The sequence below is a fragment of the Nonomuraea sp. NPDC049309 genome, from assembly GCF_043196965.1.
In the GTDB taxonomy this organism is placed as follows: domain Bacteria; phylum Actinomycetota; class Actinomycetes; order Streptosporangiales; family Streptosporangiaceae; genus Nonomuraea; species Nonomuraea fastidiosa.
In genome coordinates this window covers 160611-185810 of record NZ_JBICSH010000007.1, presented here as the reverse complement: position 1 = coordinate 185810, position 25200 = coordinate 160611, and the positions used below count along the sequence as shown (strand labels likewise).

The 25200-nt window shown below is 72.2% G+C and carries 20 protein-coding genes; 7 read left to right on the top strand and 13 right to left on the bottom strand.

The features are described 5' to 3' along the window. Positions 1–40: 40 nt before the first annotated feature. Positions 41–2035: a glycosyltransferase family 2 protein gene (locus tag ACGFIM_RS35190; protein WP_393209731.1), complete on the top strand. Its 1995-nt coding sequence runs from the start codon at positions 41–43 to the stop codon at positions 2033–2035. On the opposite strand, the gene ACGFIM_RS35185 is transcribed toward ACGFIM_RS35190, so the two are convergent. The 5 genes from ACGFIM_RS35185 to ACGFIM_RS35165 all read right to left on the bottom strand — a co-directional run bounded on the left by ACGFIM_RS35185 (position 2025) and on the right by ACGFIM_RS35165 (position 8144). Beyond that, positions 2025–3179 carry a tannase/feruloyl esterase family alpha/beta hydrolase gene (locus ACGFIM_RS35185; RefSeq protein WP_393209729.1) on the bottom strand — a complete coding sequence of 385 codons (1155 nt, stop codon included), beginning with the start codon at positions 3177–3179 and terminating at the stop codon, positions 2025–2027. The two genes, ACGFIM_RS35190 and ACGFIM_RS35185, sit on opposite strands and share 11 nt — an antisense overlap. Further along, the gene (locus ACGFIM_RS35180; RefSeq protein WP_393209726.1) at positions 3180–4178 is read right to left on the bottom strand and encodes an alpha/beta fold hydrolase; all 999 of its coding nucleotides are present in this window, start codon (positions 4176–4178) and stop codon (positions 3180–3182) included. Next, a complete protein-coding gene (locus tag ACGFIM_RS35175) occupies positions 4175–5440 on the bottom strand; it encodes an MFS transporter (protein WP_393209723.1) in 1266 nt (421 codons plus the stop codon). The genes ACGFIM_RS35180 and ACGFIM_RS35175 overlap by 4 nt, the downstream gene beginning before the upstream one ends. Before the next feature lie 62 nt (positions 5441–5502). Further along, positions 5503–7392 carry a helix-turn-helix domain-containing protein gene (locus ACGFIM_RS35170; protein ID WP_393209720.1) on the bottom strand — a complete coding sequence of 630 codons (1890 nt, stop codon included), beginning with the start codon at positions 7390–7392 and terminating at the stop codon, positions 5503–5505. Then, positions 7392–8144: a 3-hydroxybutyrate dehydrogenase gene (locus ACGFIM_RS35165; RefSeq protein WP_393209717.1), complete on the bottom strand. Its 753-nt coding sequence runs from the start codon at positions 8142–8144 to the stop codon at positions 7392–7394. Before ACGFIM_RS35165 ends, ACGFIM_RS35170 begins: the two co-directional genes overlap by 1 nt. Before the next feature lie 241 nt (positions 8145–8385). Here ACGFIM_RS35165 and trpD point away from each other — a divergent pair, with 241 nt between their 5' ends. Then, on the top strand, positions 8386–9432 hold the full coding sequence (trpD, locus tag ACGFIM_RS35160; protein ID WP_393209714.1) for an anthranilate phosphoribosyltransferase: 1047 nt from the start codon (positions 8386–8388) through the stop codon (positions 9430–9432). Positions 9433–9526: 94 nt separating this feature from the next. Here trpD and ACGFIM_RS35155 read toward each other — a convergent pair whose 3' ends face one another. The 3 genes from ACGFIM_RS35155 to ACGFIM_RS35145 form a co-directional block, all read right to left on the bottom strand. Next, positions 9527–10912, bottom strand: a complete 1386-nt coding sequence (locus ACGFIM_RS35155) for a class II fumarate hydratase (RefSeq protein WP_393209711.1) — start codon at positions 10910–10912, stop codon at positions 9527–9529. A 553-nt stretch (positions 10913–11465) separates the two neighbouring features. Next, complete coding sequence (locus tag ACGFIM_RS35150) at positions 11466–13460, bottom strand: protein kinase (RefSeq protein WP_393209708.1); 1995 nt, start codon at positions 13458–13460, stop codon at positions 11466–11468. A gap of 35 nt (positions 13461–13495) precedes the next feature. Further along, positions 13496–14602: a serine/threonine-protein kinase gene (locus ACGFIM_RS35145; RefSeq protein ID WP_393209705.1), complete on the bottom strand. Its 1107-nt coding sequence runs from the start codon at positions 14600–14602 to the stop codon at positions 13496–13498. Positions 14603–15362: 760 nt separating this feature from the next. Between ACGFIM_RS35145 and ACGFIM_RS35140 the strand changes: the two genes are divergently transcribed. Both ACGFIM_RS35140 and ACGFIM_RS35135 read left to right on the top strand, forming a co-directional pair. Further along, a complete protein-coding gene (locus tag ACGFIM_RS35140) occupies positions 15363–15551 on the top strand; it encodes a DUF5999 family protein (protein ID WP_393209702.1) in 189 nt (62 codons plus the stop codon). Beyond that, positions 15548–16057 carry a GNAT family N-acetyltransferase gene (locus tag ACGFIM_RS35135; RefSeq protein ID WP_393209699.1) on the top strand — a complete coding sequence of 170 codons (510 nt, stop codon included), beginning with the start codon at positions 15548–15550 and terminating at the stop codon, positions 16055–16057. Before ACGFIM_RS35140 ends, ACGFIM_RS35135 begins: the two co-directional genes overlap by 4 nt. Positions 16058–16151: 94 nt before the next feature. Here ACGFIM_RS35135 and ACGFIM_RS35130 read toward each other — a convergent pair whose 3' ends face one another. Both ACGFIM_RS35130 and ACGFIM_RS35125 read right to left on the bottom strand, forming a co-directional pair. Continuing rightward, positions 16152–17804, bottom strand: coding sequence for a fumarate hydratase (locus ACGFIM_RS35130; RefSeq protein WP_393209696.1), 1653 nt, complete (start codon positions 17802–17804; stop codon positions 16152–16154). 80 nt (positions 17805–17884) lie between these two features. Further along, the gene (locus ACGFIM_RS35125; RefSeq protein WP_393209693.1) at positions 17885–18766 is read right to left on the bottom strand and encodes a DMT family transporter; all 882 of its coding nucleotides are present in this window, start codon (positions 18764–18766) and stop codon (positions 17885–17887) included. An 80-nt stretch (positions 18767–18846) separates the two neighbouring features. On the opposite strand from ACGFIM_RS35125, the gene ACGFIM_RS35120 reads away from it, so the two are divergent. Continuing rightward, complete coding sequence (locus ACGFIM_RS35120; RefSeq protein ID WP_393209690.1) at positions 18847–20277, top strand: PLP-dependent aminotransferase family protein; 1431 nt, start codon at positions 18847–18849, stop codon at positions 20275–20277. A gap of 37 nt (positions 20278–20314) precedes the next feature. Continuing rightward, on the top strand, positions 20315–21253 hold the full coding sequence (locus ACGFIM_RS35115) for a Gfo/Idh/MocA family oxidoreductase (RefSeq protein ID WP_393209687.1): 939 nt from the start codon (positions 20315–20317) through the stop codon (positions 21251–21253). 94 nt (positions 21254–21347) lie between these two features. On the opposite strand, the gene ACGFIM_RS35110 is transcribed toward ACGFIM_RS35115, so the two are convergent. Both ACGFIM_RS35110 and ACGFIM_RS35105 read right to left on the bottom strand, forming a co-directional pair. Next, positions 21348–22508 (bottom strand): MFS transporter, encoded by a 1161-nt coding sequence (locus ACGFIM_RS35110; RefSeq protein WP_393209685.1) that lies wholly within the window; start codon positions 22506–22508, stop codon positions 21348–21350. A gap of 88 nt (positions 22509–22596) precedes the next feature. Continuing rightward, positions 22597–23265 carry a DUF998 domain-containing protein gene (locus ACGFIM_RS35105; RefSeq protein WP_393209682.1) on the bottom strand — a complete coding sequence of 223 codons (669 nt, stop codon included), beginning with the start codon at positions 23263–23265 and terminating at the stop codon, positions 22597–22599. 189 nt (positions 23266–23454) lie between these two features. Between ACGFIM_RS35105 and ACGFIM_RS35100 the strand changes: the two genes are divergently transcribed. Beyond that, positions 23455–24105, top strand: coding sequence for a DUF1707 domain-containing protein (locus tag ACGFIM_RS35100; RefSeq protein ID WP_393209679.1), 651 nt, complete (start codon positions 23455–23457; stop codon positions 24103–24105). A gap of 39 nt (positions 24106–24144) precedes the next feature. Here the strand turns inward: ACGFIM_RS35100 and glpX are convergent, their stop codons facing one another. Continuing rightward, a complete protein-coding gene (gene glpX / locus ACGFIM_RS35095) occupies positions 24145–25179 on the bottom strand; it encodes a class II fructose-bisphosphatase (RefSeq protein ID WP_393209676.1) in 1035 nt (344 codons plus the stop codon). Positions 25180–25200 lie beyond the last annotated feature (21 nt).

The window sequence follows — 25200 nt, the reverse complement described above, 5'->3', positions numbered from 1 at the left end:
CCGTCGCGCCTGATCCTGTATACGGGCGCACGCTGGCCGCATGGGTCTGAAGGTCAGTGTGATCGTCGATGTCTGCAATCCGGGTGACACCGCCGACGCGAGCATCCGTTCCACCATGGAGCAGACGATGCCCGCGGACGAATACGAAGTGATCTTCGTGGACGACGGGTCCACGGACGGGATCGCCGAGCGCCTCGACGCCATCGCCGCGATCAGGCGGAACGTGCGTGTGCTTCACCTGCCGCACACGGGCTCGCCCATGCGCGGGCGCAACGTGGGGCTCGCCGCGGCGGCCGGTGACTACGTCTTCTTCCTCAGCCAGGGCGACCGGCTGGAGAAGGACGCGCTGGCCCGCATGCACGAGCGCGCCGTGGAGAGCGACGCCGACGTGCTGGTGGGCCGCCTGGTGCGCGACTGGGGCCCGCCCATGACCGCCTTCGAGCGCAGCACGTCGCGTGCCGACATCCTGCGTGACCGGCTGCTGACCGCGCTCGTCCCGCAGCAGCTCTACCGCCGTGCCTTCCTCGAGGAGCACGAGCTCGGCTTCCCCGTGCCGGGCGGCCGCATGGGCGAGCAGGCGTTCGTGACCCGGGCCTACCTGCACGCCAAGGTCATCGCGGTGCTGGCCGAGCACGTCTGCTGCCACCTGGGGGAGCGGCGGCGCTCTGCGGAGGACCCGAGGGCCATCGTCAAGGAGCTGCACCGGCTGCTCGACGACGTCGACAAGTACCTCGGCGAAGGCCGCCAGCGCGACCGCGTCTACGCGCACTGGTTCCGCACGGCCGTGCTGCGCCCGCTGATGACCAGCAAGTTCGCCGACTCCTCCATCGACCGCGGCGCCCTGTTCCGGGTGGCGCAGGAGCTGACCGAGCGGCGCTTCCCCGAGAGCCTGGACCGCCACCTGCCGGTGCAGCTCCGCCTGGTGGCGGCGTACGTGCGGGCGGGCCGCCTCGACCAGATCGTGCTCATGGCCAACGCCACCAAGAAGGCCGGGCTGCGCGCCGACCTCACCGAGGTGCGCTGGGACGCCCACGTGCTGGTGCTCGGCGTGACCGTGGAGGTCGTCACCGGCGACGGCACGCCCGACCGCTACCGGGTGGAGGGCGACCGCCTGCACTGGATCCCGCCGCGCGTCCTCGACACCAGGAAGCTGCCCGACGACATCACCGACATCACCGACGCGGTCGAGCGGGCCCGCGTCGAGCTGTACGTCCGGCACACCGAGACCGGCCTGGTGCACTTCCTGCCGCTGACCCAGGAGGTGGAGCGCATCGAGGACGGCCGGCGCAGGATGCGGGTGCGCATCAAGGCCGAGACCCGGCTGGACGTCACCCAGGCCGCGCTGGGCGAGCCGCTGCGCCCCGGCCAGTGGGAGGTGCACGTGCGCATGTTCTCGGGCGCCAACCAGGCGCGGAGCCGGGTGAGCAGGCCGGAAGGGCCGTTCAACTGCCTGGGCGTGCTGGCCCAGCGGCCCAGGACGCGGCTGGTGGTGCCGTGCTGGAGCGACCAGGGCGAGCTGGGCCTGGCCGTGGAGCCGCGCTCGTTCTCCGAGTCGATCGCGCTGGTCTCGCCGGGCGTGGAGGTCAAGCACATCGGCGGGCACGCCTACGTGGTGCTGCCGGTGCCGTACGTGCCGCCGAGCGGCGGCCCGCCGCTTGAGCTGGTGATGCGCGGCACCGGCAAGCGGGCCCGGGAGGTGTGCGCGCCCGCCCTGGTCGAGGCCGGCGTGCCGGGCAGGTACGCGGGCCAGCTCGTCGCCAAGGTGCCGGTCAAGCGGCTGCTGCCGGGCGTCGAGCACCTCGGCCCCGGCTCGTGGACGTGCTGGCTGCGCTCGGCCGAGGAGGAGGTCGGGCTGCGCTTCGCGCTGGAGATGCGCCGCGGCAAGATCGAGGCCAGGCCCGCCGCGGCCGCCGAGCCCCAGCGCTCGCCCATGGGCCGCGACACGGTGCTGCACAGGATCGGCAGGCGGCTGCCCGGCGCGCGTCACATCGTGCGCCTGGCACGCGCGGGCGGCCACCGCTACCTCACCGACTGACCCAGCGCTCCAGCTCCTCGAAGGCGCTTCTGAAGGCCGGCAGCATGGGCGTGAGCCGGTCGGGATAGACGTCGACGAGGCTGTCGAGATGGTTGCCGCCCTCGATGCGGTGATAGCGGAAGGGGCGGTGCGGGCCGACCATCTTCGCGTACACGTCGGAGTCGCGCGAGATCGGCAGCAGCGTGTCGAGCGTGCCGTGCAGCGTGATCAGCGGCTTGGTGATGCGGCCGGTCAGCGCGATCTTCTTCATGGCCGCGTACGGGCGGCGCGCGTCATAGTCGTAGTCGGCGGGCGCGCCCGTGTAGGAGGGGTCCAGCTCCTTCTGATAGAGCTCCTGGGTCAGCTCCCAGTAGTAGTCGCGGTGGAACGGCCACAGGAACTCCGAGCCCGCCGCGAAGCCGGCCGCCCGCACCCCCGCCTCGTCCGGATACGCCTTCAGCGCCCGCGGCAGGAAGTTCAGCAGGTTGTCGCCCTCGAGCCGCCAGAGCGTGCCCTCCCAGTCCACGCCGCCGTCGTAGAGCCACCCGCGGTTCTCCAGCTGCCACCTGACCAGGTAGCCGCCGTTGGAGATGCCGGCCGCGAACGTGCGCCTGGGCGGCTTGCCGTAGTGCCGCGTGACCACGGCCTTGGCGGCGACCGTGAGCTGGGTGAGCCGCTCGTTCCACTCGGCGATGGCATCGCCGGGGCGGCGGCCGTCGAGGTGGAAGTCCACGCCCACGTTGCCCTTGTCGGTGGCGGCGAACGCGTAGCCCTTCGACAGCACCCAGTCGGAGATCGTGTAGTCGTTCGCGTACTGCTCCCTGTTGCCCGGCGTGCCGCTGACGACCAGGCCGCCGTTCCACTTCTCGGGCAGCCTGATCACGAACTGGGCGTCGTGGTTCCAGCCGTGGGTGGCGTTGCCGGTGGAGGTGTCGGGGAAGTAGCCGTCGATCTGCACGCCGGGCACGCCGGTGGGGTTGACGGTGGCGGCCGAGTGCAGGCCCGCCCAGTCGTCGGGGTCGGTGTGGCCGGTCGCGACCGTGCCCGCCGTGGTGAGGTCGTCAAGCCGGGCGACCACGGCGTGCTCGGCGCCCGGGACGGTGAGCGCCTGTGCCGGCTGCGGCGGCGTCAGCAGGCTCGCCGCCAACGTGAGCGCGACGAACATCTACGCCTCCCCGAGGTGCTCGGCCAGCGCGCGGCGGAAGTCGTCGGGGCGCTCGATGTGCGGGCTGTGGCCGCAGTCGTCCAGCACCACCTCGCGGTAGTCGCCGTAGCGCTCCAGCACCGCCCGCGTCTGCGTCACCATGGGCTGCGCGGGCGTGCCGGGTGAGCCGGGCACCGCGCCGATCCGCCCCAGGTGGGCGAGGTCGAGCAGCGAGGTGTCGGAGACGATCACGTCGTCCGCGCCCCTCAGCCACAGGATCGGCGGCTTGGGGTCGATCTCGTGCAGGTCGTCCAGCCGGAAGTAGACGGGGGAGATGGCGTTCAGCACGCCGGTCCTGCCCGGCGCGACGCCCGGCCAGGCGTCGGAGGCGGCCGCGTCGCCGGGGTAGTTCGACTCGCCGACGCGGGTGGTCAGCATCGAGCGCAGGTAGAAGTCCTCGTCGGGGACCGGGTTCTTGACGTAGGTGGACCTGAAGACGTTACGCGGCGACGTCGGCGACTCATCCGACAGGTCGCCGGCCTTGAGCCTGGCCACGAAGTCGGGGTTGGCCGCGCCCGCGCCCGAGCCGGTGCCGTCGGCGTGCGTCAGCCGCCCGTCGGGGCCCTCGGTGCCGCCCCAGCCGTACGGGGAGACCGGGTTGACCAGCGTGACGCTCGCGACGGCGGACGGCCGGTCGCGCAGCAGTTGCAGCACCACGCCGCCGCCCAGGCTCCAGCCGACCAGGTGCACGCCGTCCAGCTCCAGCGCCTCGATCAGCTCGATGAGGTCGTCGGACCAGTCGCGCACGCCTCTGGTCGCGTCGATCGGCGCCGGGTCGCTGTCGCCGAATCCGCGCAGGTCCACCGCCAGCGGGCGGAAGCCGTCCGGCACCGCGGGCAGGGTGTCGCGCCAGAACGCCGACGAGGAGACGTTGCCGTGCACGAACAGCACCGGCGCGCCGGTGTCCCTGCCCTCGACGGTCATGACGTGCTGGGTGAGCCGGGAGGTGGTGACCTTCATCGCGTGGTGATCCTTTCCGCGAGGTCGCTGCCCCGCGTTTCGCGTGCCGCGTACACGGCGGCCAGCGTGAGCACCGCCGCGAGCGCGAGGTAGAGGGAGATGGGCAGGCTGCTGCCGAAATCGCGCAGCAGGGCAACGGCGATGATCGGGGCCAGCGCCCCGGCCACGATGGCCGACAGCTGCGCGCCGATCGACACGCCGGTGTAGCGGGTCCTGGTACCGAACAGCTCCGAGAAGAACGCCGCCTGCGGACCGTACATCATGCCGTGGAAGAGCAGGCCGACGGTGACCGCCAGTGTGATGACCCAGAAGTTCCCGGTGCCGACCATCGGGAAGAACGCGAAGATCCACACCCCGATGCCGGCCGCGCCGCCCAGGTAGAGCGGGCGGCGGCCGACCCGGTCCGACAGCGCGCCCCACATCGGGATCGTCACGAAGTGGATGGCCGAGGAGACCAGCACCGCGTTCAGCACGGTCGAATCGTCCACGCCGCTCTGCTTGGTGTACGTGATGACGAAGACGGTCAGCAGGTAGAAGGAGATGTTCTCGGCCAGCCGGGCGCCGATCGCCACCACCACGTCCTTGGCGTGGTGGCGCAGCACCCCGACGATCGGGGCGCGCGGCTCCGGCGGCGCCGCCTGGAAGACCGGCGACTCGCTGATCGTCAGCCGGATCCACAGGCCGATCAGCACCAGCACGCCCGACAGCAGGAACGGCACCCGCCACCCCCACGCCAGGAACGTCTCGTCCGGCTGCAGGGCCGCAAGCACGCCGGTGGCCAGCAGGTTGCCGCCCGGCGCGCCCGCCTGCGGCCACGAGGCCCAGAAACCGCGCCGCGCCGTGTCGCCGTGCTCGGAGACGATCAGCACCGCGCCGCCCCACTCGCCGCCGAGCGCGAAGCCCTGCACCAGCCGCAGCGCCGTCAGCACCAGCGCGGCGGCGGGGCCCAGCGTCTCGTACGTCGGCAGGCAGCCGATCAGGAACGTCGCCGTGCCCATCATCAGCAGGCTGACGACCAGCAGCGTCTTGCGGCCGACGCGGTCGCCGAAGTGGCCGAAGACCAGGCCGCCGAGCGGGCGGGCGACGAAGCCGACCGCGTAGGTGAGGAACGACAGCAGCGTGCCGGTCAACGGTTCGGAATCGGGGAAGAAGAGCTTGTTGAACACGAGGGCGGCTGCCGAGCCGTACAGGAAGAAGTCGTACCACTCGATGGTGGTGCCGATCAGGCTCGCGGCGACGATCTTCTTGATGGAAGTGGCCATGCCGGTCACCGTAGGATGTGACCGGAGTCACTCATATGGTGCGAAAGCCCACAGTCTTCCGCTCAGCTGTGTGGTTCGGCGGTGCGGCCCAGCCGGTGCAGCCGGAGCGCGAGCTGGATCTCCAGTGCCCGCTCCGGGTCCGTCCAGTCCCCGCCGAGCAGCTTGGCGACCCGGTCGAGCCGCTGCGTGACGGTGTTGACGTGGATGTGCAGCGCCTCTGCCGTGCGCGACGGCGAGCCGCCGGTGCCGAAGTACGTCGTCAGCGTCTCGGCGAGCGCGGTGCCCCGGCGCGCGTCGTACTCGATGAGCGGGCCGATCACCCTGGTGACGAAGCCGCGCACGTCGCGGCCGTCGCCCATGAGCAGCCCCACGAAGCCCAGCTCCACCGCCCCCGCGCCGTCGCCCTCGCGGCCGAGCGCGATGAGCGCGTCGGCGCACCTGCGCGCCTCCTGGTAGGCTGCCGCGACCGCGTGCGCGCCGCCGGTCTCCATCCGCCGCCCGGGCTGTGCCCAGGCGCCCGCCACGTTGGCCGCACCGGCCGTGGCGGGGCTGTGCAGCGAGGCCGTCAGCTCCGCCGCCACCCGCCTGGCCAGCCTGCCGGGGTCGTCGCCCGGCAGCAGCAGCACGACCTCCTCGCCCCGGCCGGCCGCGAGCCCACGGCGTACCGCCGCCTCGGAGGACGCCCAGAACGCGGCGCGCTCCCGCTGGCCGCCGTGCTTGACCACGACCACGACGTGCGGCGCGCCCAGGTCCATGCCGAGCCTGCGCGCCCGGTCGGCCAGGCCCGGCGAGTCCGGCCGGGAGATCAGGTCGTCCAGCAGCTCACCCCTGACCCGGCCCTCGGCCTCGGCCACGCTCCTGCGGAACAGCAGCAGCAGCGCGCACACCAGCGCCGCACGCTCCAGGATCCGCTCGTCGGCGTCGTCGCTGCGCAGGATCAGCGTGCACAGCGGCTCGCCGCCCACGTCCACCGAGGCGATCAGCAGGTCGCCCCTGCGCACCGTACGGCCCAGCGCCCGCGACGCCTGCGCCGCCTCGAACACCCCGGGGTCCAGCTCGCCCACGTCGCCGCAGATCGCCCTGCCCAGGTCGTCGAGCACCGCCAGCGACCCGCCGAGCACGTCCGTCACCACGGCCGCGACGTCCTCGATCCCGCCGCCGCGCAGCACCAGCGAGGTCATCCTGTCGTGCGCGAGCGCGGCGCGCTCGACCGCCGCGCCGTGCTCCCTCGCCGTCCTGTGCGCCTGGGACAGCTCCTCCAGCGCGTTCCTGGTCTCCTGCAGCAGCCTGGCGTTGTCGATCGCGATCGCCGCGTGCGCCGCCAGGCTCGCAAGCAGCGACACCTCCTCCTGATGGAACGGCCGCGCGCTGCGGTTGGCCGCCATCAGCACCCCGATCACCCGCTGGCCGAGCCGCAGCGGCACGCCGAGGATCGCGACCAGGCCCTCCTCGGTGACCGCCTCGTCGATGTGCTCCTGGTGCTTGAAGCGGGAGTCGGCGAAGTAGTCCGCCGTCGCGTACGGCGTCGCCGTCTGCGCCACGAGACCGCCGAGCCCGTGCCCCATCGCCAGCCGCAGCGCGCGGAACTTCGCCGAGATCGACCCGTCCGTGACCCGCATGTACGTGTCGCCGCGCTCGGGGTCGTGCAGCGTCATGTACGCGATGTCGGTCGCGAGGAGCTGCCTGGCCCGGTGCACGATGGCCTCCAGGACGGCGTCGAGGTCGCGCAGGGCGGCCAGGTCGCCGGCGGTGTCGTACAGGGCCGACAGCTCGGCCTCGCGGCGGGCCCGCCGCTTGAGCATGTCGCGCACCTTCAGCGCCTCGACCTTGGCCCGCTCCAGCTCCTCGATCTCCGCCGGGTCCGCGCCCGCCGCCCTGGCCTCGATGATCGGCCCCTCGAACTCGACCGCCGACGCCTCCCTGGCCAGCAGCTCGAGAAACCGCCTGGCCACTAGTGCGCCGTCCAGCCGCCGTCCACAGGCAGCGACACCCCCGTGATGAACGCGCCGCCGGGACCGCATAGATAGGCCACCAGGCCGGCCACCTCCTCCGGCTCGATCAGCCGCTTGATGGCCGCCGGCTCCAGCATGATGTCGGTGACGACCTGCTCGGGCGGGATGCCGTGCACCCGCGCCTGGTCGGCGATCTGCGCCTCCACCAGCCCGGTCCGCACGTACGCGGGGCAGACGCACACCGAGGTCACCCCATGGGGCGCGCCCTCCAGCGCCACCACCTTGGAGAACCCCTCAAGGGCGTGCTTGGCCGTCGTGTACGCCGACTTGAACGGCGAGGCCCGCAGACCGTGCACCGACGAGATGTTCACGAACCTGCCCCAGCCCCGCTCGTACATGCCGGGCAGCACCTTGCGCGCGATGAGGAACGGCGCCTCCACCATCACCTTCAGCATCGTGGTGAACACCTCGGGCGGGAACTCCTCGATCGGCGCCACATGCTGAAAGCCGGCGTTGTTGACCACGATGTCCACCGGGTCATCGGGCAGCGCCGCCACGAAGCCGGGATCGGCCAGGTCCGCCACCACCGCGGTGCCGCCCACCTCGCCCGCCACCTGCTCGGCGGGCTCCGCCCGCACGTCGACGACCAGCACGTTCGCCCCCGCCTCGGCCAGACGCCGGGCGATGGCCGCCCCGATGCCGCTGCCGGCGCCCGTCACCAGCGCCGTACGCCCCGTCAGCTCCTTCGCCATACTCCGCACCCTAGGCGCTCTCCCGCGCGGGCAGCATGGGGCCGAGCGACATAGATGAGCGGCCTCCTATGTGGATCAGCGGCATCTGCTATGTTGAGCGCATGATCGCGCATTTGTCCCAGTGGTGGTCCGCCTCCTAGGCGGTCCTCCCGGCACGATGCGCGCACGGCCGCCTCGACGAGGCGGCCGTCACCGTGTGGTGGGTGTCCCCCCGTCGAGCACAGACGAGAAGGGGGACCACATGACCACCACCTGGCCGCAGCTCCTCACCACGCTGCTCGACGGCGTGTCGCTCACCTCCCGCCAGGCCGCCTGGGCGATGGAGCAGATCATGTCGGGCCGCGCCACCGACGCCCAGATCGCCGCGTTCGCCGTCGCGCTGCGCGCCAAGGGCGAGAGCGTGGCCGAAGTCTCAGGGCTCGCCGACGGCGTGCTGGCGAGATCGGCGGCCATCCGGGTGCCCGGCGACCCCGTCGACATCGTCGGCACCGGCGGCGACCGGGCCGGCACCGTCAACATCTCCACCATGGCCGCCGTCGTGACCGCCGCCGCGGGGGCCACGGTCGTCAAGCACGGCGGCAGGGCCGCCTCCTCCCAGGCCGGCGCCGCCGACGTGCTGGAAGAGCTGGGCGTGGTCATCGACCTGCCGCCCGCCGCCGTGGTCCGGGTGGTGGCGGAGACCGGCATCACGTTCTGCTTCGCGCCCGCCTTCAACCCGGCGCTCAAACGCACTTCGGGACCGCGCCGCGAGCTGGGCGTGCCGACCGTCTTCAACTTCCTCGCCCCGCTCACCAACCCGGCGCTGCCGCCCGCCCAGGCCGTCGGCGTCTACCACCCGTCCATGGCGCCCGTGATCGCGGGAGTGCTGGCCGAGCGCGGCTGCTCCGCGCTCGTCTTCCGGGGCGACGACGGGCTCGACGAGCTGACCACCTGCGGGCCCTCCACGATCTGGGTGGTACGCAAGGGCAGGGTCACCCGCACCGCCTTCGACCCGCTCGAACTGTCGATACCCCGGGCCCGCCCCGAAGACCTGCGCGGCGGCGACGCCCGGCACAACGCCGAGGTCGCCCGCGCGGTCTTCGCCGGCGAGACCGGGCCCGTGCGCGACGTCGTCCTGCTCAACGCCGCCGCCGCGCTGGTCGCCGCCGGCGGCGCGCCGCCCGCGGCCGACCTGACGCCCGCGCTGGCCGCCGCCGCCAAGCGCGCGGCCGACGCGATCGACTCCGGCGCGGCGCGCACGCTCCTCGCCCGCTGGGCCCAGGCGACCCGGCAGGCCGCCGGCCGGTGACGCAGGCGTCGCGGCAGGCCGCCGGCCGGGTGATCCGCGGTCCTGTCGTGGCGCGTCCTGCGCGCGCCGGAGCCCTCAGGACCTGGTCATGGGGTCACGGCCTGGTCATGGACAGCACGTCGAGCACGGCGTCGAGCTGCTCCTCGGTGATGGTGCCCGCTTCGACGTGACCGCGCTCGATGACGACCTCCTTGATCGTCTTGCGCTCGGCCAGGGCCTGCTTGGCGATCTTCGCGGCCTCCTCGTAGCCGACGTAGCGGTTCAGCGGGGTCACGATGGACGGGGACGACTCGGCGTACTCGCGCAGCCGGTCCACGTTCGCCGTGATCCCGCTGACGCAGCGGTCGGCGAGCAGCCGCGACACGTTCGCCAGCAGCTTGATCGACTCCAGGATGTTGCGGGCGATCAGCGGAAGCTGCACGTTCAGCTCGAAGTTGCCGGACGCGCCCGCGAACGCGATGGCCGCGTCGTTGCCGATCACCTGGGCCGCGACCATCGCCGTGGCCTCCGGGATCACCGGGTTGACCTTGCCCGGCATGATCGACGAACCGGGCTGCAGGTCCGGCAGGTTGATCTCGCCGAGCCCGGCCCGGGGGCCCGAGCCCATCCAGCGCAGGTCGTTCGCGATCTTGGTGAGCGACACCGCGACCACCTTGAGCTGCCCCGACAGCTCCACGATCGAGTCCTGCGCGCTCTGCGCCTCGAAGTGGTCGCGCGCCTCCACGAACGCGATGCCCGTCGCCTCGCGCAGCTTCGCGATCGCCGCCTGCGCGAAACCCTGCGGCGTGTTGATGCCCGTGCCCACCGCCGTGCCGCCGAGCGGCAGCTCGAGCACGCGCTCCAGCGCCGACTCCACCCGGGCCACCGCGTTCTCGATCTGCGTGGCGTAGCCGCCGAACTCCTGGCCCAGCGTCACCGGCGTGGCGTCCATGAGGTGGGTGCGCCCCGACTTCACCACGCCGTCGAACTCCGCCGCCTTCTCCCGCAGCGCCCCCGCCAGGTGGCGCAGCGAGGGCAGCAGGTGGAAGCTGACCTCGGTGGCCGCCGCCACGTGGATCGACGTCGGGAACACGTCGTTGGACGACTGCGAGGCGTTCACGTGGTCGTTCGCGTGCACCGGGCGGCCCAGCCGCTCCTGCGCCAGCGTCGCGATCACCTCGTTGGTGTTCATGTTGGACGAGGTGCCCGAGCCGGTCTGGAACACGTCGATCGGGAACTGGTCGTCGTGCTCGTTCTCCGCCACCTCGGCGGCGGCCTGCGCGATCGCCTCCGCCATGTCCTTCTCGATCACGCCCAGCTCGCCGTTGACCTCCGCCGCCACCGCCTTGATCAGGCCGAGCGCGGCGATGTGCGACGCTTCGAGCGTGCGGCCGGAAATCGGGAAATTCTCCACCGCTCGCTGGGTCTGGGCACGCCACTTCGCGCCGACCGGCACGCGCACCTCGCCCATCGAGTCATGTTCGATCCTGAACTCACTCATGACCTCCAGTCTTACTCACGCCCCCGTATTCCCTTCAGCAGGCGGGTTTCGCGGCGGGCCGCCGTATTTCGGCGGGTCTGGGGTGTCCGTACGCACGGATGCCCTGAGCCTTCGCCGCTTGTCTCGAACGCGACGCCGTGGCGGCGGGCCGCCGAATGGAAGCGTCGCGAGTTCGCCCGCCTGCATCCGGCGAGGACCGCCCGCCCGCCCGGTCCGCCTCGTTCCGCCTTGGACCCGCGCACAGCCCCGCCGGGCCGGGCGCTCTGCCTGGCTGGACGTCCTGCTCGGCCTGGGGCGTCGTTCCCGGCTGAGGCGCGCTGTCCGGCCGAGCGCAGCGTTCTGCGAGCTCTGGTGAGGTTGCTCACGCCTTAAGCGAGGCTTCCGGTCGCGAGGCGCCGTCACCCGTCGCGTCTGACGGGCCGTCCGTCGCCGCCGCCCGTTCGCCGGTGAGCGTGCCGCTCACCGGCCGCTTCGTGTTCCGGTGAGCGGGTCCTTCAGGCGTGGTCAGGTCGCGTGCCGTCGTTCAGGCCGGTCGCCGGGCGCCGGCCGGGGGTCAGCTGGAGAAGTAGGCGACGATGAGGATGGCGATCACCACGGCGGCTGCGGCGGCCCCCGCCATCAGGATGAGCATGCCGTTGCGGTTGGCCGGCGTCTGCTTCTCCGGCGGGCCGGCGATGGCGAACAGGTCCGTGCCCAGGCCGTGGCTCTGGCCAGGGAACTGCTGGCCGGGCTGCTGCGGGCCCTGTTGCTGCGGGCCCTGCTGCTGGGGGTTCGGCTGCTGGGCGTTCGGCTGCCGGCCCGGCTGGGACGGCGGCACGGGGTAGACCTGCTGGCCGGGCGGGTTGGGGATACGGGTGGTGACCACCGCGCCCTCGTCGTTCTGCGGCGGCTGCCCGCCCGGGCCCTGGTCCGCCGGCGGGGGCGGGAACGGGCCCTTGGGGCGTGCGATGCTGATCGTCCGCTCGGGGTCGTAGCCCTCGCCGTCACCGGCACCCTCGCCGGTACCGGCCGCGCCGCCCTGGGCGGCTCCTGGCGCGTTCCCGTGCGGCTGTGCGGATCCCTGCTGTGCGGATCCCTGCTGTGCGGCTCCCTGCGGGCCGGTGCCCGGCGTGTTGCCGTACGGGCCGCCTGGCGCGTTCCCATGGGGGCCGGTACCCGGTCCGCCCTGCGCGGTGCCCGGGGCCGCCGGGGTGGCGAAAGCCTGCGGCCGGCCCGGCGGAGGATAGGGGGTGTTGATGTGCGGCAGAGTCGGCGAGTTCGGGCCGCTCACCGGGCCCTGAGGACCGGATGCCGCCTGAGGACCGGATACCGCTTGCGGGCCTGACACCGCCTGCGGGCCTGATGCGGGGCCACTGCCGCCGGCCGCGGCCGGTCGCCGGCCCGGCCCCACCGGGCCGCCCTGACCGCCCGGGACCTGACCGCCCGGCCCGCCCGGGCCGCTCGGGAGCTGTCCGCCGGGACCTCCGGCCGGGCGTTGAGCGCCGGGTCCGCCCGGTCCGCCGTACACGCCGGGGCCGCCCGGAGCGCCCGGAGCGCCGGGAGCGCCGGGGACGGGGCCGCCGGGGCCGTGAGGTCCCGGCGCGGACGGCCCCTGGGGGCCGCGTCCCTGCCCGGCGGGGCCCTGCGGCCCGTTGCCGGATCCTGCTTGCGTTTTGGCGAACGGGTCGGGCAATGCGGCCTCCTGCGCCTTAAGAGCCTCGGCCGTCAGCGCCGGCATCTCGCTCGTGGGGGTGTCGGCGACCATGCGCAGCAAGGTCTCCGCCTTGGCAGCGGTGAGCCGCTGCCGGTAGTCCTTGTTCAGCAGCCCGTTCAGCACGGGCCGCAGCCGCCCGGCCTGGGTCGGCGGGTCGGCGTTCTCGGTCAGCAGCGCCGCCAGCGTCTCGGCGACCGTGGAACGCTCGTACGCGGGCCGCCCCTCGACGGCGAAGTACAGCGTCGCGCCGAGCGACCAGATGTCGGACTCGGGCCCGGTGTACTCGCCCCTGGCCCGCTCGGGCGCGGTGTAGCCGGGGGAGCCGATGACCATGCCCGTCTTGGTGAGCCGCGAGTCGCCTTCGGCCTTGGCGATGCCGAAGTCGGTCAGCACGACGCGCCCGCTCTCGGTGATGAGCACATTGGCGGGTTTGACGTCGCGGTGGGTGATGCCCTGGGCATGGGCGGCGCGCAGCGCGCCGAGCAGGTCGACGCCGATCTCCGCCACCAGCCGGGGCGGCAGCGGCCCTTCCTCCTCGATCACCTGCTCGAGCGAGCGGGCCTCGATGAGCTCCATGATGATCCACGGGCTGTTGTCATGGATGATGACGTCGTGGATCGCGGCCACGGAAGGGTGGTTGATCCGCGAGGCGATGCGTCCTTCGCGGACCATGCGTTCGCGCAGCTCCGCCCGCTGTTCCTCGGTGAGTCCGGGGTCCTGGCGGATTTCTTTGACCGCCACCTCGCGCCCTAGCGCGCGATCGCGGGCGCGCCACACGGTCCCCATCGTGCCCCGGCCGAGCGGGGCGACGAGCTCGTAGCGCTCCGCGAGCAGGCGTGTCTGCTGTTCCGGCATGAGAAGAAGATATCGATTCTCGCTTGGGAAGTGCTTTACCCTCGCTTGCGAAGTTCTCTTGGCCAGAACCGCCGAGGAAGGAACAACTTTATCACCGTCGCTTTGAAACGGGCATAAGACGACGGCTGAGGCCGCTGTTCGACGCGCCTTCGGTGGACGCCTTCGCTGCTTTTACGATCGAGCCTCGGCGAGGGCACGGAGAACGGCGCCGCGGGCGGGTCGGCGCGGTGCAGCCCCCGGTGCGAGGGCCTGCGTACGAAAGGGGGCTGGGGAAGGGACGCCGGAATCCTGCCGCCCTGGGACTTGCCCTGTGCCTTGCCCGCTGATTTGCCCGCTGATTTGCCCGCCGACTTGTGCGGCGACTTGGCGCGCGGCAGCGGCTCCTCGGCCGAGCCGCCCGCGGCCACCCTGGCGAGCATCAGCGAGGCGCGCACGGAGTCGAGCCTGGTGGCCGGGTCGATCCGCAGCAGCGCGTCGAGCACGGGCGCGAGCGGCCCCGCCTTCGGCATCGGGATCGGCTCGCCGCTGGTGAGCGCGGCCAGCGTGGCGGCGGCCGTACGCCTGCCGCTCAGGCCCCGGCCCTCGACGGCGGTGTAGAGGGTCGCCCCGAGCGACCACAGGTCGGCGGCGGGGCTGGCCTTCGAGCCGAGCACCCGCTCGGGGGCGATGTAACCGGCGGACCCCAAGACGATGCCCGCCTGGGTGATGGAGACGTCACCTTCGAGTGCGGCCAGCCCGAAGTCGGTGAGGACCGCGCGGTCCTCGGTCACCAGCACGTTGCTCGGCTTGACGTCGCGGTGCAGGATGCCCTTGGCGTGCACGGCGCGCAGTGCGCCGAGGATCTGCCGGCCGATCTCGGCGACCCTGCGCGGCTCGAGCGGCCCCTCCTCCTGGATGATCTGCTCCAGCGACCTGGCGTGGAGCAGCTCCATCACGATCCACGGCCGGTCGTCCTCGGTGACGACGTCGAAGACGGTGATGACGGACGGGTGCGCGACCATCGCGGTGGCCCGGCCCTCGCGCTCGGTGCGGGCGCACAACTCGGCGCGCAGCTCCTCGTCGAGCACCTTGGGCAGGCGCACTTCCTTGACCGCCACGTCCCGGTCGAGCAGCTCGTCGTGTGCCCGCCAAACGGTGCCCATGCCGCCACGACCAACCGGCTCAAGAAGCCGATAGCGCGCGGCGAGGAGGTAACCGGAAGGCGCACGCATGGCAGGCAGCTTACCTATTTGTGTAAACCGACCAGTAGAGGCAGGGCCGATTAATTGTTGCGAACTTCAGTCAACCCGCATGACTCGTCGCGTCAGCAAACCCCCTGGTCACATCAGCAACCGGAGGGCCCGGCGGCCCCGCGGCCTGCCTCCGGTAGCCCAGCGTACGCGATCACCTCCCGTTCGTCGTCATCGGGGTCGCTCTTGAGGCTTGGCCGGATCGGAGTTTGCCCAGCTTGTACGCCGGATGTGTCGATCGGCACAGCGTGCGGGCGAACGGTTGTGCATGATGCCTGGTAGGGGGTTTCCGCCGTACGGCAGGCTGGTCGGCATGGACCACGGGGCGCCGTCGGCAACGTGAAAGAGTGCCGTAAGAGGACGGGGGCATGGTCAAGGTGTAGGAACCCGGCGAAGTGCCCAGGCGTACTCGCGGGGAAGTGTCGGTACCCATCGTCAGACTGAAGGCGCAGGCCGAGGTCCCGCCCACCGCGGACACGCGGGCACACCGTGAAGGACGTGATGAAGATGCGACAGAGCCAGGTTCGCCGCCGGCCGAGGAAGCCGGTCAGGGTCGCCGCTCTCGACCTTCGCACGCCGTCGGGCCGCCGCCTGCCCTACTGACCACTTGCCTGCAGCCCGCTGACGGAGATCATGAAGATAACGATCAGGAGCGCTATCTGAGAGGTGCGCGATGTGCAGTCACTACCCGCCTTGCCCGAGTGCCGACTCGCCCGACCGTGAGCGGGCCCACGTCATCGCGGCCCACCCCGATCAGGGCTGGAGCCTGCTCTGCAACGGTGTCGTGCTGTTCGAGGACACCGGCCTGCTGCTTCCCGACGGCAGCGTCGTCGCTCCGCACCGCGCGCCGGTCGCCGCATGAGCGACGCCTGGGTCACCAGGCCTGAGGAGGAGCGCGACGCACGGGCGATCCGTGAGGTCCTGCTCGCCGCGTTCCCGACCGCGCTTGAGGCCGACCTGGTCGACGCGCTGCGCGAAGACGCCGCGTGGATACCCGGCCTGTCGATCGTGACCGAGCACGACGGCACGGTCGTCGGCCACGCGCTGCTCACCCGCTGCCACGTCGGCGACACGCCGGCGCTCGCACTCGCACCCTGCTCCGTGCTGCCCGCCTACCAGCGGCGAGGCGTCGGCACCGCGGCCATCAACGCCGCGCTCGACGCCGCCCGCGCGCTCGGCGAGCGGCTGGTGCTCGTTCTCGGGCACCCGTCCTACTATCCGCGCTTCGGTTTCGTCCGAGCCTCCATCTACGGCATCCGGGCGCCGTTCGACGTGCCTGACGAGGCGATGATGGCCCTGCCGTTCGGGTCGGGGCCGGTGCCGTCGGGCACGATCGCCTATCCCGCGCCGTTCGGCATCGCCGCCTGACCGCCCCGCCGCCGGGGGCGAGCCCCCAGCGGCGAGTCCGGCACGCGGGCCTCAGAAGCCCGGCACCCGGGCCTCGGCGACGTCGGTACGCGTCTCAGCGGCGGCCGATGGTCAGCAGCGGGCCGGTCGTGTCGGCGAAGAAGTCCCCGCCCTTGTCGTCCACGACGATGAACGCGGGGAAGTCGACCACCTCGATCTTCCACACCGCCTCCATGCCCAGCTCCGGATACTCCAGCAGCTCGACCTTCTTGATGCAGTCCTGCGCCAGCCGGGCCGCGGGGCCGCCGATGGAGCCGAGGTAGAAGCCGCCGTACTTCTTGCAGGCCTCGGTGACCTGCTTGGAGCGGTTGCCCTTGGCCAGCATCACCATGGAGCCGCCGGCCGCCTGGAAGCGATCGACGTAGGAGTCCATGCGCCCGGCCGTGGTCGGCCCGAACGAGCCGGACGCGTACCCCTCGGGCGTCTTGGCGGGGCCGGCGTAGTAGACCGCGTGGTCCTTCATGTACTGCGGCATCTCGCCGCCGTTGTCCAGCAGCTCGGCGATCTTGGCGTGGGCGATGTCGCGCGCCACGACGAGCGGGCCGGTGAGCGACAGGCGGGTCTTGACCGGGTACTTCGACAGCTCGGCCAGGATCTCGGGCATCGGCCGGTTGAGGTCGATGCGCACGACGTCGTCGGAGAGCTGCTCGTCGGTGGTGTCGGGCAGGAAGCGGGCCGGGTCGGTCTCCAGCTGCTCCAGGAAGACGCCCTCGGGCGTGATCTTGGCGAGCGCCTGGCGGTCGGCCGAGCAGGAGACGGCGATGGCCACCGGGCAGGACGCGCCGTGGCGGGGCAGGCGGATGACGCGGACGTCGTGGCAGAAGTACTTGCCGCCGAACTGCGCGCCGATGCCGAGCTTCTGCGTCAGCTCGAAGACCTTGGCCTCCATCTCCAGGTCGCGGAAGCCGTGGCCGGAGGTGGAGCCCTCGGTGGGGATGGAGTCGAGGTAGCGGGCGCTTGCGTACTTGGCGGTCTTGAGCGCGTACTCGGCGGAGGTGCCGCCCACGACGACGGCCAGGTGGTACGGCGGGCAGGCGGCCGTGCCGAGCGACCTGATCTTCTCCTCCAGGAAGGCCATCATGCGCTTCTCGTTGAGCACGGCCTTGGTCTCCTGGTACAGGAACGACTTGTTGGCCGAGCCGCCGCCCTTGGCCATGAACAGCAGTTTGTACTCGTCGGGGTGCCCGTGGGGGTCCTCGGCGTAGAGCTCGATCTGGGCGGGCAGGTTGTTGCCGGTGTTCTTCTCCTCCCACATGGTCAGCGGGGCCATCTGGGAGTAGCGCAGGTTGAGCTTGGTGTAGGCGTCGTACACGCCGCGCGAGATGTGCTCGGCGTCGCGCCCGTCGGTCAGCACGTGGCGGCCGCGCTTGCCCATGACGATGGCGGTGCCGGTGTCCTGGCACATCGGCAGCACGCCGCCGGCCGAGATGGAGGCGTTCTTCAGCAGGTCGAGGGCGACGAAGCGGTCGTTGCCGCTGGACTCGGGGTCATCGATGATCTTCCTGAGCTGGGCGAGGTGCGAGGCGCGCAGGAAGTGGGAGATGTCGTGAACGGCGGTCTCGGTCAGCAGCCGCAGCGCCTCAGGATCGACTTCGAGGAACGTCCGCCCGGCCGCTTCGACCTTCCGCACCCCCTCCGAAGTGATCAACCGGTATTCGGTGTCGTCGGCTCCAAGCGGAAGCAGGTCGGTGTAGTCGAACTCGCCCATGTCCATCCTTTCGGTCGCTCCAAGAGATTACGCGCCCTTGAAGCCGGCCTGGGAATGGCTCTACGCAGCTCTGGGCGGCTTTACGCCTCAGAGGGCTGGACGGCGGGTTCCTGGCCGCCGGCGCGTGCCGAGCTCAGGCCCACGAGGATGCCGGTGACGACGAGACCGGCGCCGGCCAGGTCGTACGCGGTGGGCGTGGCGATGCCGAGCACCGCGCCCGTGACGATCGCCGCCACCGGGATGAGCCCGGCGAACAGCCCGGCCCGCCCGGGGCCCAGCTTGGGCAGCGAGCGGTACCACAGGAAGAACGCGATCACCGTCACCACGATCGCGAGGTAGCCGAGCCCGAGCGCCTCGGGCAGGGTGGGCGTGCGCAGCATGGCGGGGCCCTCGGCCACCCAGCCGACCAGGGCCAGCATGGGCACGGCCAGCGCGGTCGAGTACGCCGAGACCCGGATCGGCCCGAGGCGCGGCAGCAGCGGGATGGCGAGCAGGGAGAAGCTGACCTCGCCGACGAGCGCGCCGAGCGCCCACAGCAGGCTCTCGGTGGTGCCGCTGCCGAGCCCGGTGGCCAGTGTCGCGCCGGTCACCACGACGGCGGCGCCGAACAGCAGCCGGGGCGCGGGCCGGCCGCCGGCCAGCGCGAGCGCGAGCGGCACGGTGCCGAGCACGGTGCCGACGAGGGCGGGGCCGGAGGCGCGGGTGGACTCGATGACGCAGACGTTGAAGAAGACCAGGCCGAGCAGCGTGAGCCCGGCCAGGCAGAGCACCTCGCGCCGGGTCATCCGGACGAACCGCAGGCCGAGCGCCCGGGTGATGGAGAGCAGGACGGCGGACGCGACGAGATACCGGACGGCCTGGCCGCCGTAGACGGGGTAGGCGCCGATCAGTCCCGCGACCCCGGCCAGCGTTCCGACGAGGAACATGGCCGCGGCGGCGCCGAGGATGCCGTTTCTTCTCATGCGAGCGATGCTAGGGAGACAATGGTTCGGGAAAGCAGTCCAACACCGACCCGGAAATCCGGACCAATCACGGGACCGTCATGGCCGATCTGCACATTCGTATAGACCGCGCGAAGGGCGGCATCGCCGGGCAGATCGCCGCTGAGCTGCGCGACTCCATCCGCGGCGGGCGGCTCGAGCCCGGCACCCGCCTGCCCGCCACCCGCGATCTCGCCGCCGACCTCCAGGTCTCCAGAGGTGTGGTGGTGGAGGCGTACGAGCAGCTCGTCGCCGAGGGTTTCCTGGTCTCCAAGGTCGGCGCCGGCACCCAGGTGACGCCGGCGAACACCCCGCAGCGCGCCGCCGCGCCGCCCGGCCCGCAGCCGGTGCGCGGCGGGACGGCGAGCGCCGTCGCCGGTCACGTTCCCTATCACGGCCATCGCCCCACTTCCCCCGACCTCAGCCATTTCCCCCGTGAACGCTGGCTGGCGGCCGTCAGGCACGTCCTGACCACCGTACCCTCGGACGCCCTCGATTACGGGGACCCCGGCGGCGTGCCCGAGCTGCGCGAAGAGCTGGCCGGCTACCTCAGGAGGGTCAGGGCGGCCGACGTGCGCCCCGAGAACCTCATCGTCGTGAGCGGCGTGGCCCAGGGCCTGAGCCTGGCCCTTCATGTCATGGCCGGCCGCATCACCGGCCGCCCGCTGCGGCTGGCCGTCGAGGACCCGACGAGCCACCGCCAGGTGCCGCTCATCAAGCGGGCGGGCGCGCGCGTGCTGCCGGTGCCGGTGGACGAGGAGGGACTCGACGTGCGCCGCGCGGGCGGAGACGCCGTGCTGGTCACGCCGGCGCACCAGTTCCCGACCGGGGTGGTGCTGTCGCCGGCGCGCCGGGCCGCGCTCATGGAGTGGGCGTACGCGGGGCGCCGGCTGGTGCTGGAGGACGACTACGACGCCGAGTTCCGCTTCGACCGCGACCCCGTCGGCTGCCTCCAGGGCCTCGCGCCCGACCGGGTGGTCCTGTGCGGCAGCGTGAGCAAGGCGCTCGCCCCCGGTCTGCGCCTCGGCTGGGTGGCCGCGCCGCCCGGTCTGGCCGAGGCGATCCGCAGGGCGCGCGGCGAGCTGGACCTCGGCTCGCCGGTCATCGACCAGTACGCGCTCGCGCACTTCCTGCGTACCGGCGCCTACGACAAGCACCTGCGGCGCATGCGCAGGGAGTACCGCCGCCGCCGCGACGCCCTGGTGAGCGCGCTGGCGGCCGAGCTGCCCGGGGCGCGCGTGCGCGGCATCGAGGCCGGGCTGCACGTCTACCTGGAGCTGCCGGACGGCTGGGACGAGCAGCGCACGGTGCGGGCCGCCGCCGAGCTGGGCCTGCTGGCCGAGGCGGTGGGCCCGATGCGGCGGACGCCGGGGCCGGCGGCCGTGGTCATGGGGTTCGCGCGGCTGCCCGCGCACAAGGCGGAGGCGGCCGTACGAGGCTTGAAGGTCAGAATGTCTGGACAAACCTTGACTGAGGGAGAGAGGCGTGCCTAGAAAGAGAATCTGATTCCAGTGAGAGGGGGAGGACGCCATGCGTGTGGGTTTGCTGGGTCTGGGAAGGATCGGCGCCTTCCACGCCGCCACGCTCGCCGCGCACCCGCTGGTCGACGAGCTGATCGTGGCCGATCCCGTACGCACGTCCCCGTACGGCAGGCCGGGCGACCCCTTCGAGGCGGACGCCGTCGTCATCGCCACGCCGACGGGCACCCACGCCGAGCTGATCATCGCGGCCTGCGAGCGCGGCATCCCCGCCTTCTGCGAGAAACCGGTGGCGGGCACGGTCGCCGAGACCGTCAAGGTGCTGGAGTCGCGCGGGGACAACCGGGTGCAGATCGGGTTCCAGCGGCGATTCGACCCCGGTTACGTGGCCGCGGCCGCCGCGTTGCGCGCCGGGGAGCTGGGGGAGCTGCACCGCGTCCACATGGTCACCGCCGACCCCGCGCCGCCGCCCGCCGAGTACCTGCCGGCGTCCGGCGGGATCTTCCGCGACTGCCACATCCACGACTTCGACATATTGCGCTGGGTCACCGGCAGGGAGGTGGTCTCGGTCTACGCGCGCGGGGCCAACCGCGGCGCCGCGTTCTTCGCCGAGGCCGGCGACGTGGACAACAGCGCCGCGCTGCTCACCCTCGACGACGGCACGCTCGTCACACTGCAGGGCTCGCGCTACAACGGCGGCGGGTACGACGTGCGGATGGAGCTGGCCGGCACCCGCCGCACGCAGGCCGTCGGCCTCGGCCCGCGCGCCCCGCTGCACTCCACCGAGCAGCCCGAGGCCGGCGCCGAGCCCTGGCCGGACTTCGTCACCCGCTTCGAGGCCGCCTACCGCGCCGAGATCGACGCGTTCCTCACCGGCGAGTCCAGCCCGTGCACGATCGAGGACGCGCTCGAGGCCCTGTACGTCGCCGAGGCCGCCGACCTGTCGCTGCGCGAGGGCCGCCCGGTGGAGGTGGCGGAGGTCCGCCGCTGACCCCGGGCCTTACAGCCCCGGCCGGGACGCGGGGTCTTGCAGGCCGGCCGGGGCGACCGCCGGGAGCGCTGGGCGGGAGCGCGGCCCGGCGCCGTCAGGTGGTGGCGGGGGCGCGTTTCGGCTCGAAGCCGGGCGCGAGCGCGATGATCGCCGCCGCCAGCACCAGCGGCGCCGCGAACGCCACCCGCATGTCGGCGGCGTCCGCGATCCCGCCCACCAGGGCCGCGCCCGCGATGAACCCGACGTAGTTGAAGAGGTTCACCCTGGCGATGGCCACGCCGGTGCCCGCGGGGTCGAGCCGGCCCGCCGCCGAGAACGACTGCGGCGCGACCACCGACAGTCCCACCCCGGTCAGGCCGAACGCGACGATGGCGAGCGGCTGGTTCGGCGCGAGCACGACGCCGAGGAACCCGGCCGTGGCGATCACGCCGCCGATCCGCACGATGGCGGCCGGACCGTAGCGGCGCACGGCCAGGTCGCCACCGAGGCGGACGGCCAGCGTGGTCGCCTGGTACGCGACGTAGGCCAGCGGGATCACCCGGGGCCCCGCCTCCAGCACGTCCTTCATGAACACGGTGTTGAAGTTGGAGACGGCGGCGTCGCCGACGTACAGGAAGCCCATGGCCAGGCAGAGCGGGATGATCGGCCGCCACGGGAGGCGCCCCGCGAAGGTCTCCGCCTGCGGCGCGGCCTTCTCCTCCTCGGGAGAGCACAGGTGCCGCCCCGCGTAGAGCGAGCCGGCCACCGCGAGCACCATGGGGACGGCCATGATGACCGGCAGCGGCAGATCGGCGGCCGCCGACGCCCACAGCGCGCCGAGCATGCTGAGCGCGCTCCACACGCAGTGGAAGCCGTTCAGCACCTGCATGCCGTAGCGGCGTTCGACGGCCACGCCCTGCATGTTCATGCCCGCGTCCACCGCGCCCACGGCCACGCCGAACAGCAGCAGCACCGGCAGCAGCAGGGGAACGTTCGGGGCCAGCCCGGCCAGCACCACGGCGGCGGCCACGGCAGGCTGGGCGATGCGCAGCAGCGGCCTGCTGCCCCAGCGGGCGGCGAACGCGCCCGCCGCCACGCTGCCCGCGCCCGCGAACACCGGCACGACCAGCAGCAGCAACGTCAGGCCGCCCTCGTCGAGATCGTGTTCGGACTGCAGCGCGGCGACCTGGATGAGGAGCGAGGCGAAGGACAGGCCCTGGACGCCGTAGACGACATAGGTGGCGATACGGGCCTGGCGATCACGTGAGGACGGCACAGCGGCCTCCTGAAGGGGGGTTTCAAACGTGAGGCTGGGTCAGGTTAGCCCGCCGTCTCCGTCCGGCACCAGCACGAGATCGCCACGGTTACGTGGACGTCTCCATCACCGCCCCGGCCGCTCCGCGTCCAGGTTCGGCCACGTCGATCGGCCGGGCCGCCGCCCACACGCCGAGCGCCAGCAGCGCCGCCACCTCCGTGGCCGCGAGCCCGCGTTCCACCAGCCCCAGCGGCATGACGCGATACCACGGCAGCCCCTCGGCCGAGGCGTAGAACATCATCGAGGCGATGCCTGCCACCCACAGCACCGAGCACACCCCGAAGCCGAACGCCACCAGCGTCGCCCGCGACCGGTGCCGGTGCCACGGCCGGGCGATGAGCACGGCGGCCAGCGGCAGGCACAGGAAGGCCACGAAGCTGCCCGCCCGGTGAATGCTGCCGCTCAGGCTCGGCCCCACCGACCAGTCGTGCTTTTCGAACCAGGCCGTCACGAACAGCCCCAGGCTCCAGCCCATCAACGCGATGGTGCCGAGCACCCCGGCCAGCCGCCTCCTGGCCAGCGACACACCGATGGCGATCGACCCCGCCGCGAGCAGCCCCACGCCGAGGCCGAACACCCAGCCGTCCGGCCCCAGCCCGTGCTCGCTGATGGTCCTGCGGAACGGATCCATCTCGTCCAGGCTGGAGAGGTCCAGCCACACGATCACCGCTATGCCGGCGACTGCCGCGCCGAGTCCCCACCGCGCAGGTCGATGCACACAAGCCTCCCTTTTGCCGGATCAACGACCACAAGGGGCGCCTGGATTCCGAAGAAACGCCGGATACATCACGTGACGAAACGCCGGAGAAAGCGGAACACGCCCGGCACGCGGCCGTTCGCCGAGCTCATCGGACACCTCACCGCCGAGGACGAGCGATCAGGGCGGCCGCCGGATATCGTCGGAGATGTGAACGAACGCGCGGGATCGTGGTTGCCGAAACTTCAGGAAGTCGGGGAGCGGCTGGCCGAGGAGTTCGTGTCCGCCCGCAAGCCGCAGACCCGGAGCGACCTGCCGCAGCCACACGAGCTGCGCGCGTCCGACGCCGACCGCGAGCGCATCGCGCAAGTGCTTCAGGACGCCCACGCCGACGGCCGGCTCCAACTCGACGAGCTGGAGGAACGTCTCAGCGTGCTCTACTCCTCCCGCACGCTCGGCGAGCTGGCCAAGCTCACCGCCGACCTGCTGCCCGCCGACCAGCAGCCGCTCAACCTCGACGGCCGCCCCGTCTCCGCCATCTTCAAGCAGGAAAAGCGCGGCGGACGCTGGGTGGTGCCCGCCGAGGTCGACGTGACCGCCATGTTCGGCACCACCAAGCTCGACTTCCGCGACGCGATCCTGCAGAACCGCCGGATCATCATCAACGCCACCCTCGTCTTCGGCGGGCTGGAGATCCACGTGCCCGAAGGGCTCGAGGTGATCAGGGTCGCCAAGGACAAGACCGTACGGCTGACCAAGCAGCCCACCGAGCCCGGCGCGCCCGTCGTCGAGGTGCGCACCACGAACTTCGCGGGCGAGATCAAGGTCAAGGAGCCGCCGCGCCGCAAGCGCCGCCGGTGACGCGGTCCCTGTGCACGTGTGCGTCCACGCGCGCGGGCCTCAGCCCGCCGTGTCGAAGTTGATGGCGCTGTACGCCCGCAGCTTCCAGAGCTGATGCTCGCTCTCGATCTTCCTGATCGTGCCGGACCGCCCGCGCATCACCAGCGACTCCGTCACCGCCGAGCCGGCGCGGAACCGTACGCCCTTCATCAGCTCGCCCTGCGTGATGCCCGTCGCGGCGAAGAACACGTCGTCGGACTTCACCAGGTCGTTCGTGGTGAGCACCTGGTCGAGGTCGTGGCCCGCGTCGATGGCCCGGGAACGCTCGGCGTCGTCGCGCGGCCACAGCTTGCCCTGGATGACGCCGCCCAGGCACTTGAGCGCGCACGCCGCCACGATGCCCTCCGGCGTGCCGCCGATGCCCAGCATCAGGTCGATGCCCGTGCCCTGGCGGGCCGCCATGATCGCGCCGGCGACGTCGCCGTCGGTGATGAACTTGATCCGCGCGCCCGCCTCCCTGATCTCCTTGACCAGCCGCTCGTGGCGGGGCCGGTCGAGCACGACCACGGTCACGTCGGACGGCGAGCAGTGCTTGGCCCTGGCCACCGCGTTGATGTTCTCCGCGACCGGGGCCTCGATGTCCACCACGTCGGCCGCCTCCGGCCCGGTGACCAGCTTCTCCATGTAGAAGACGGCCGACGGGTCGTACATCGAGCCGCGCTCGCTCACCGCGATCACCGACACCGCGTCCGGCATGCCCAGCGCGGTCAGCCGGGTGCCGTCGATCGGGTCCACCGCCACGTCGCAGTCGGGGCCGCTGCCGTCGCCGACGTGCTCGCCGTTGAAGAGCATCGGCGCGTGGTCCTTCTCGCCCTCGCCGATGACGACCACGCCGTTCATGGAGACCGTGTTGATGAGCTGGCGCATGGCGTTCACGGCGGCGCCGTCCGCGCCGTTCTTGTCGCCCCTGCCCACCCAGCGGGCCGCCGCCATCGCGGCCGCCTCGGTCACGCGTACGAGCTCCAGAGCCAGGTTGCGATCAGGGGCGTGCTCGCTGGTGGCGAGCGCCGGCGGCACGGAAGTCTGGTCGGACATGATGGCTGGCCTCCTCGTGGG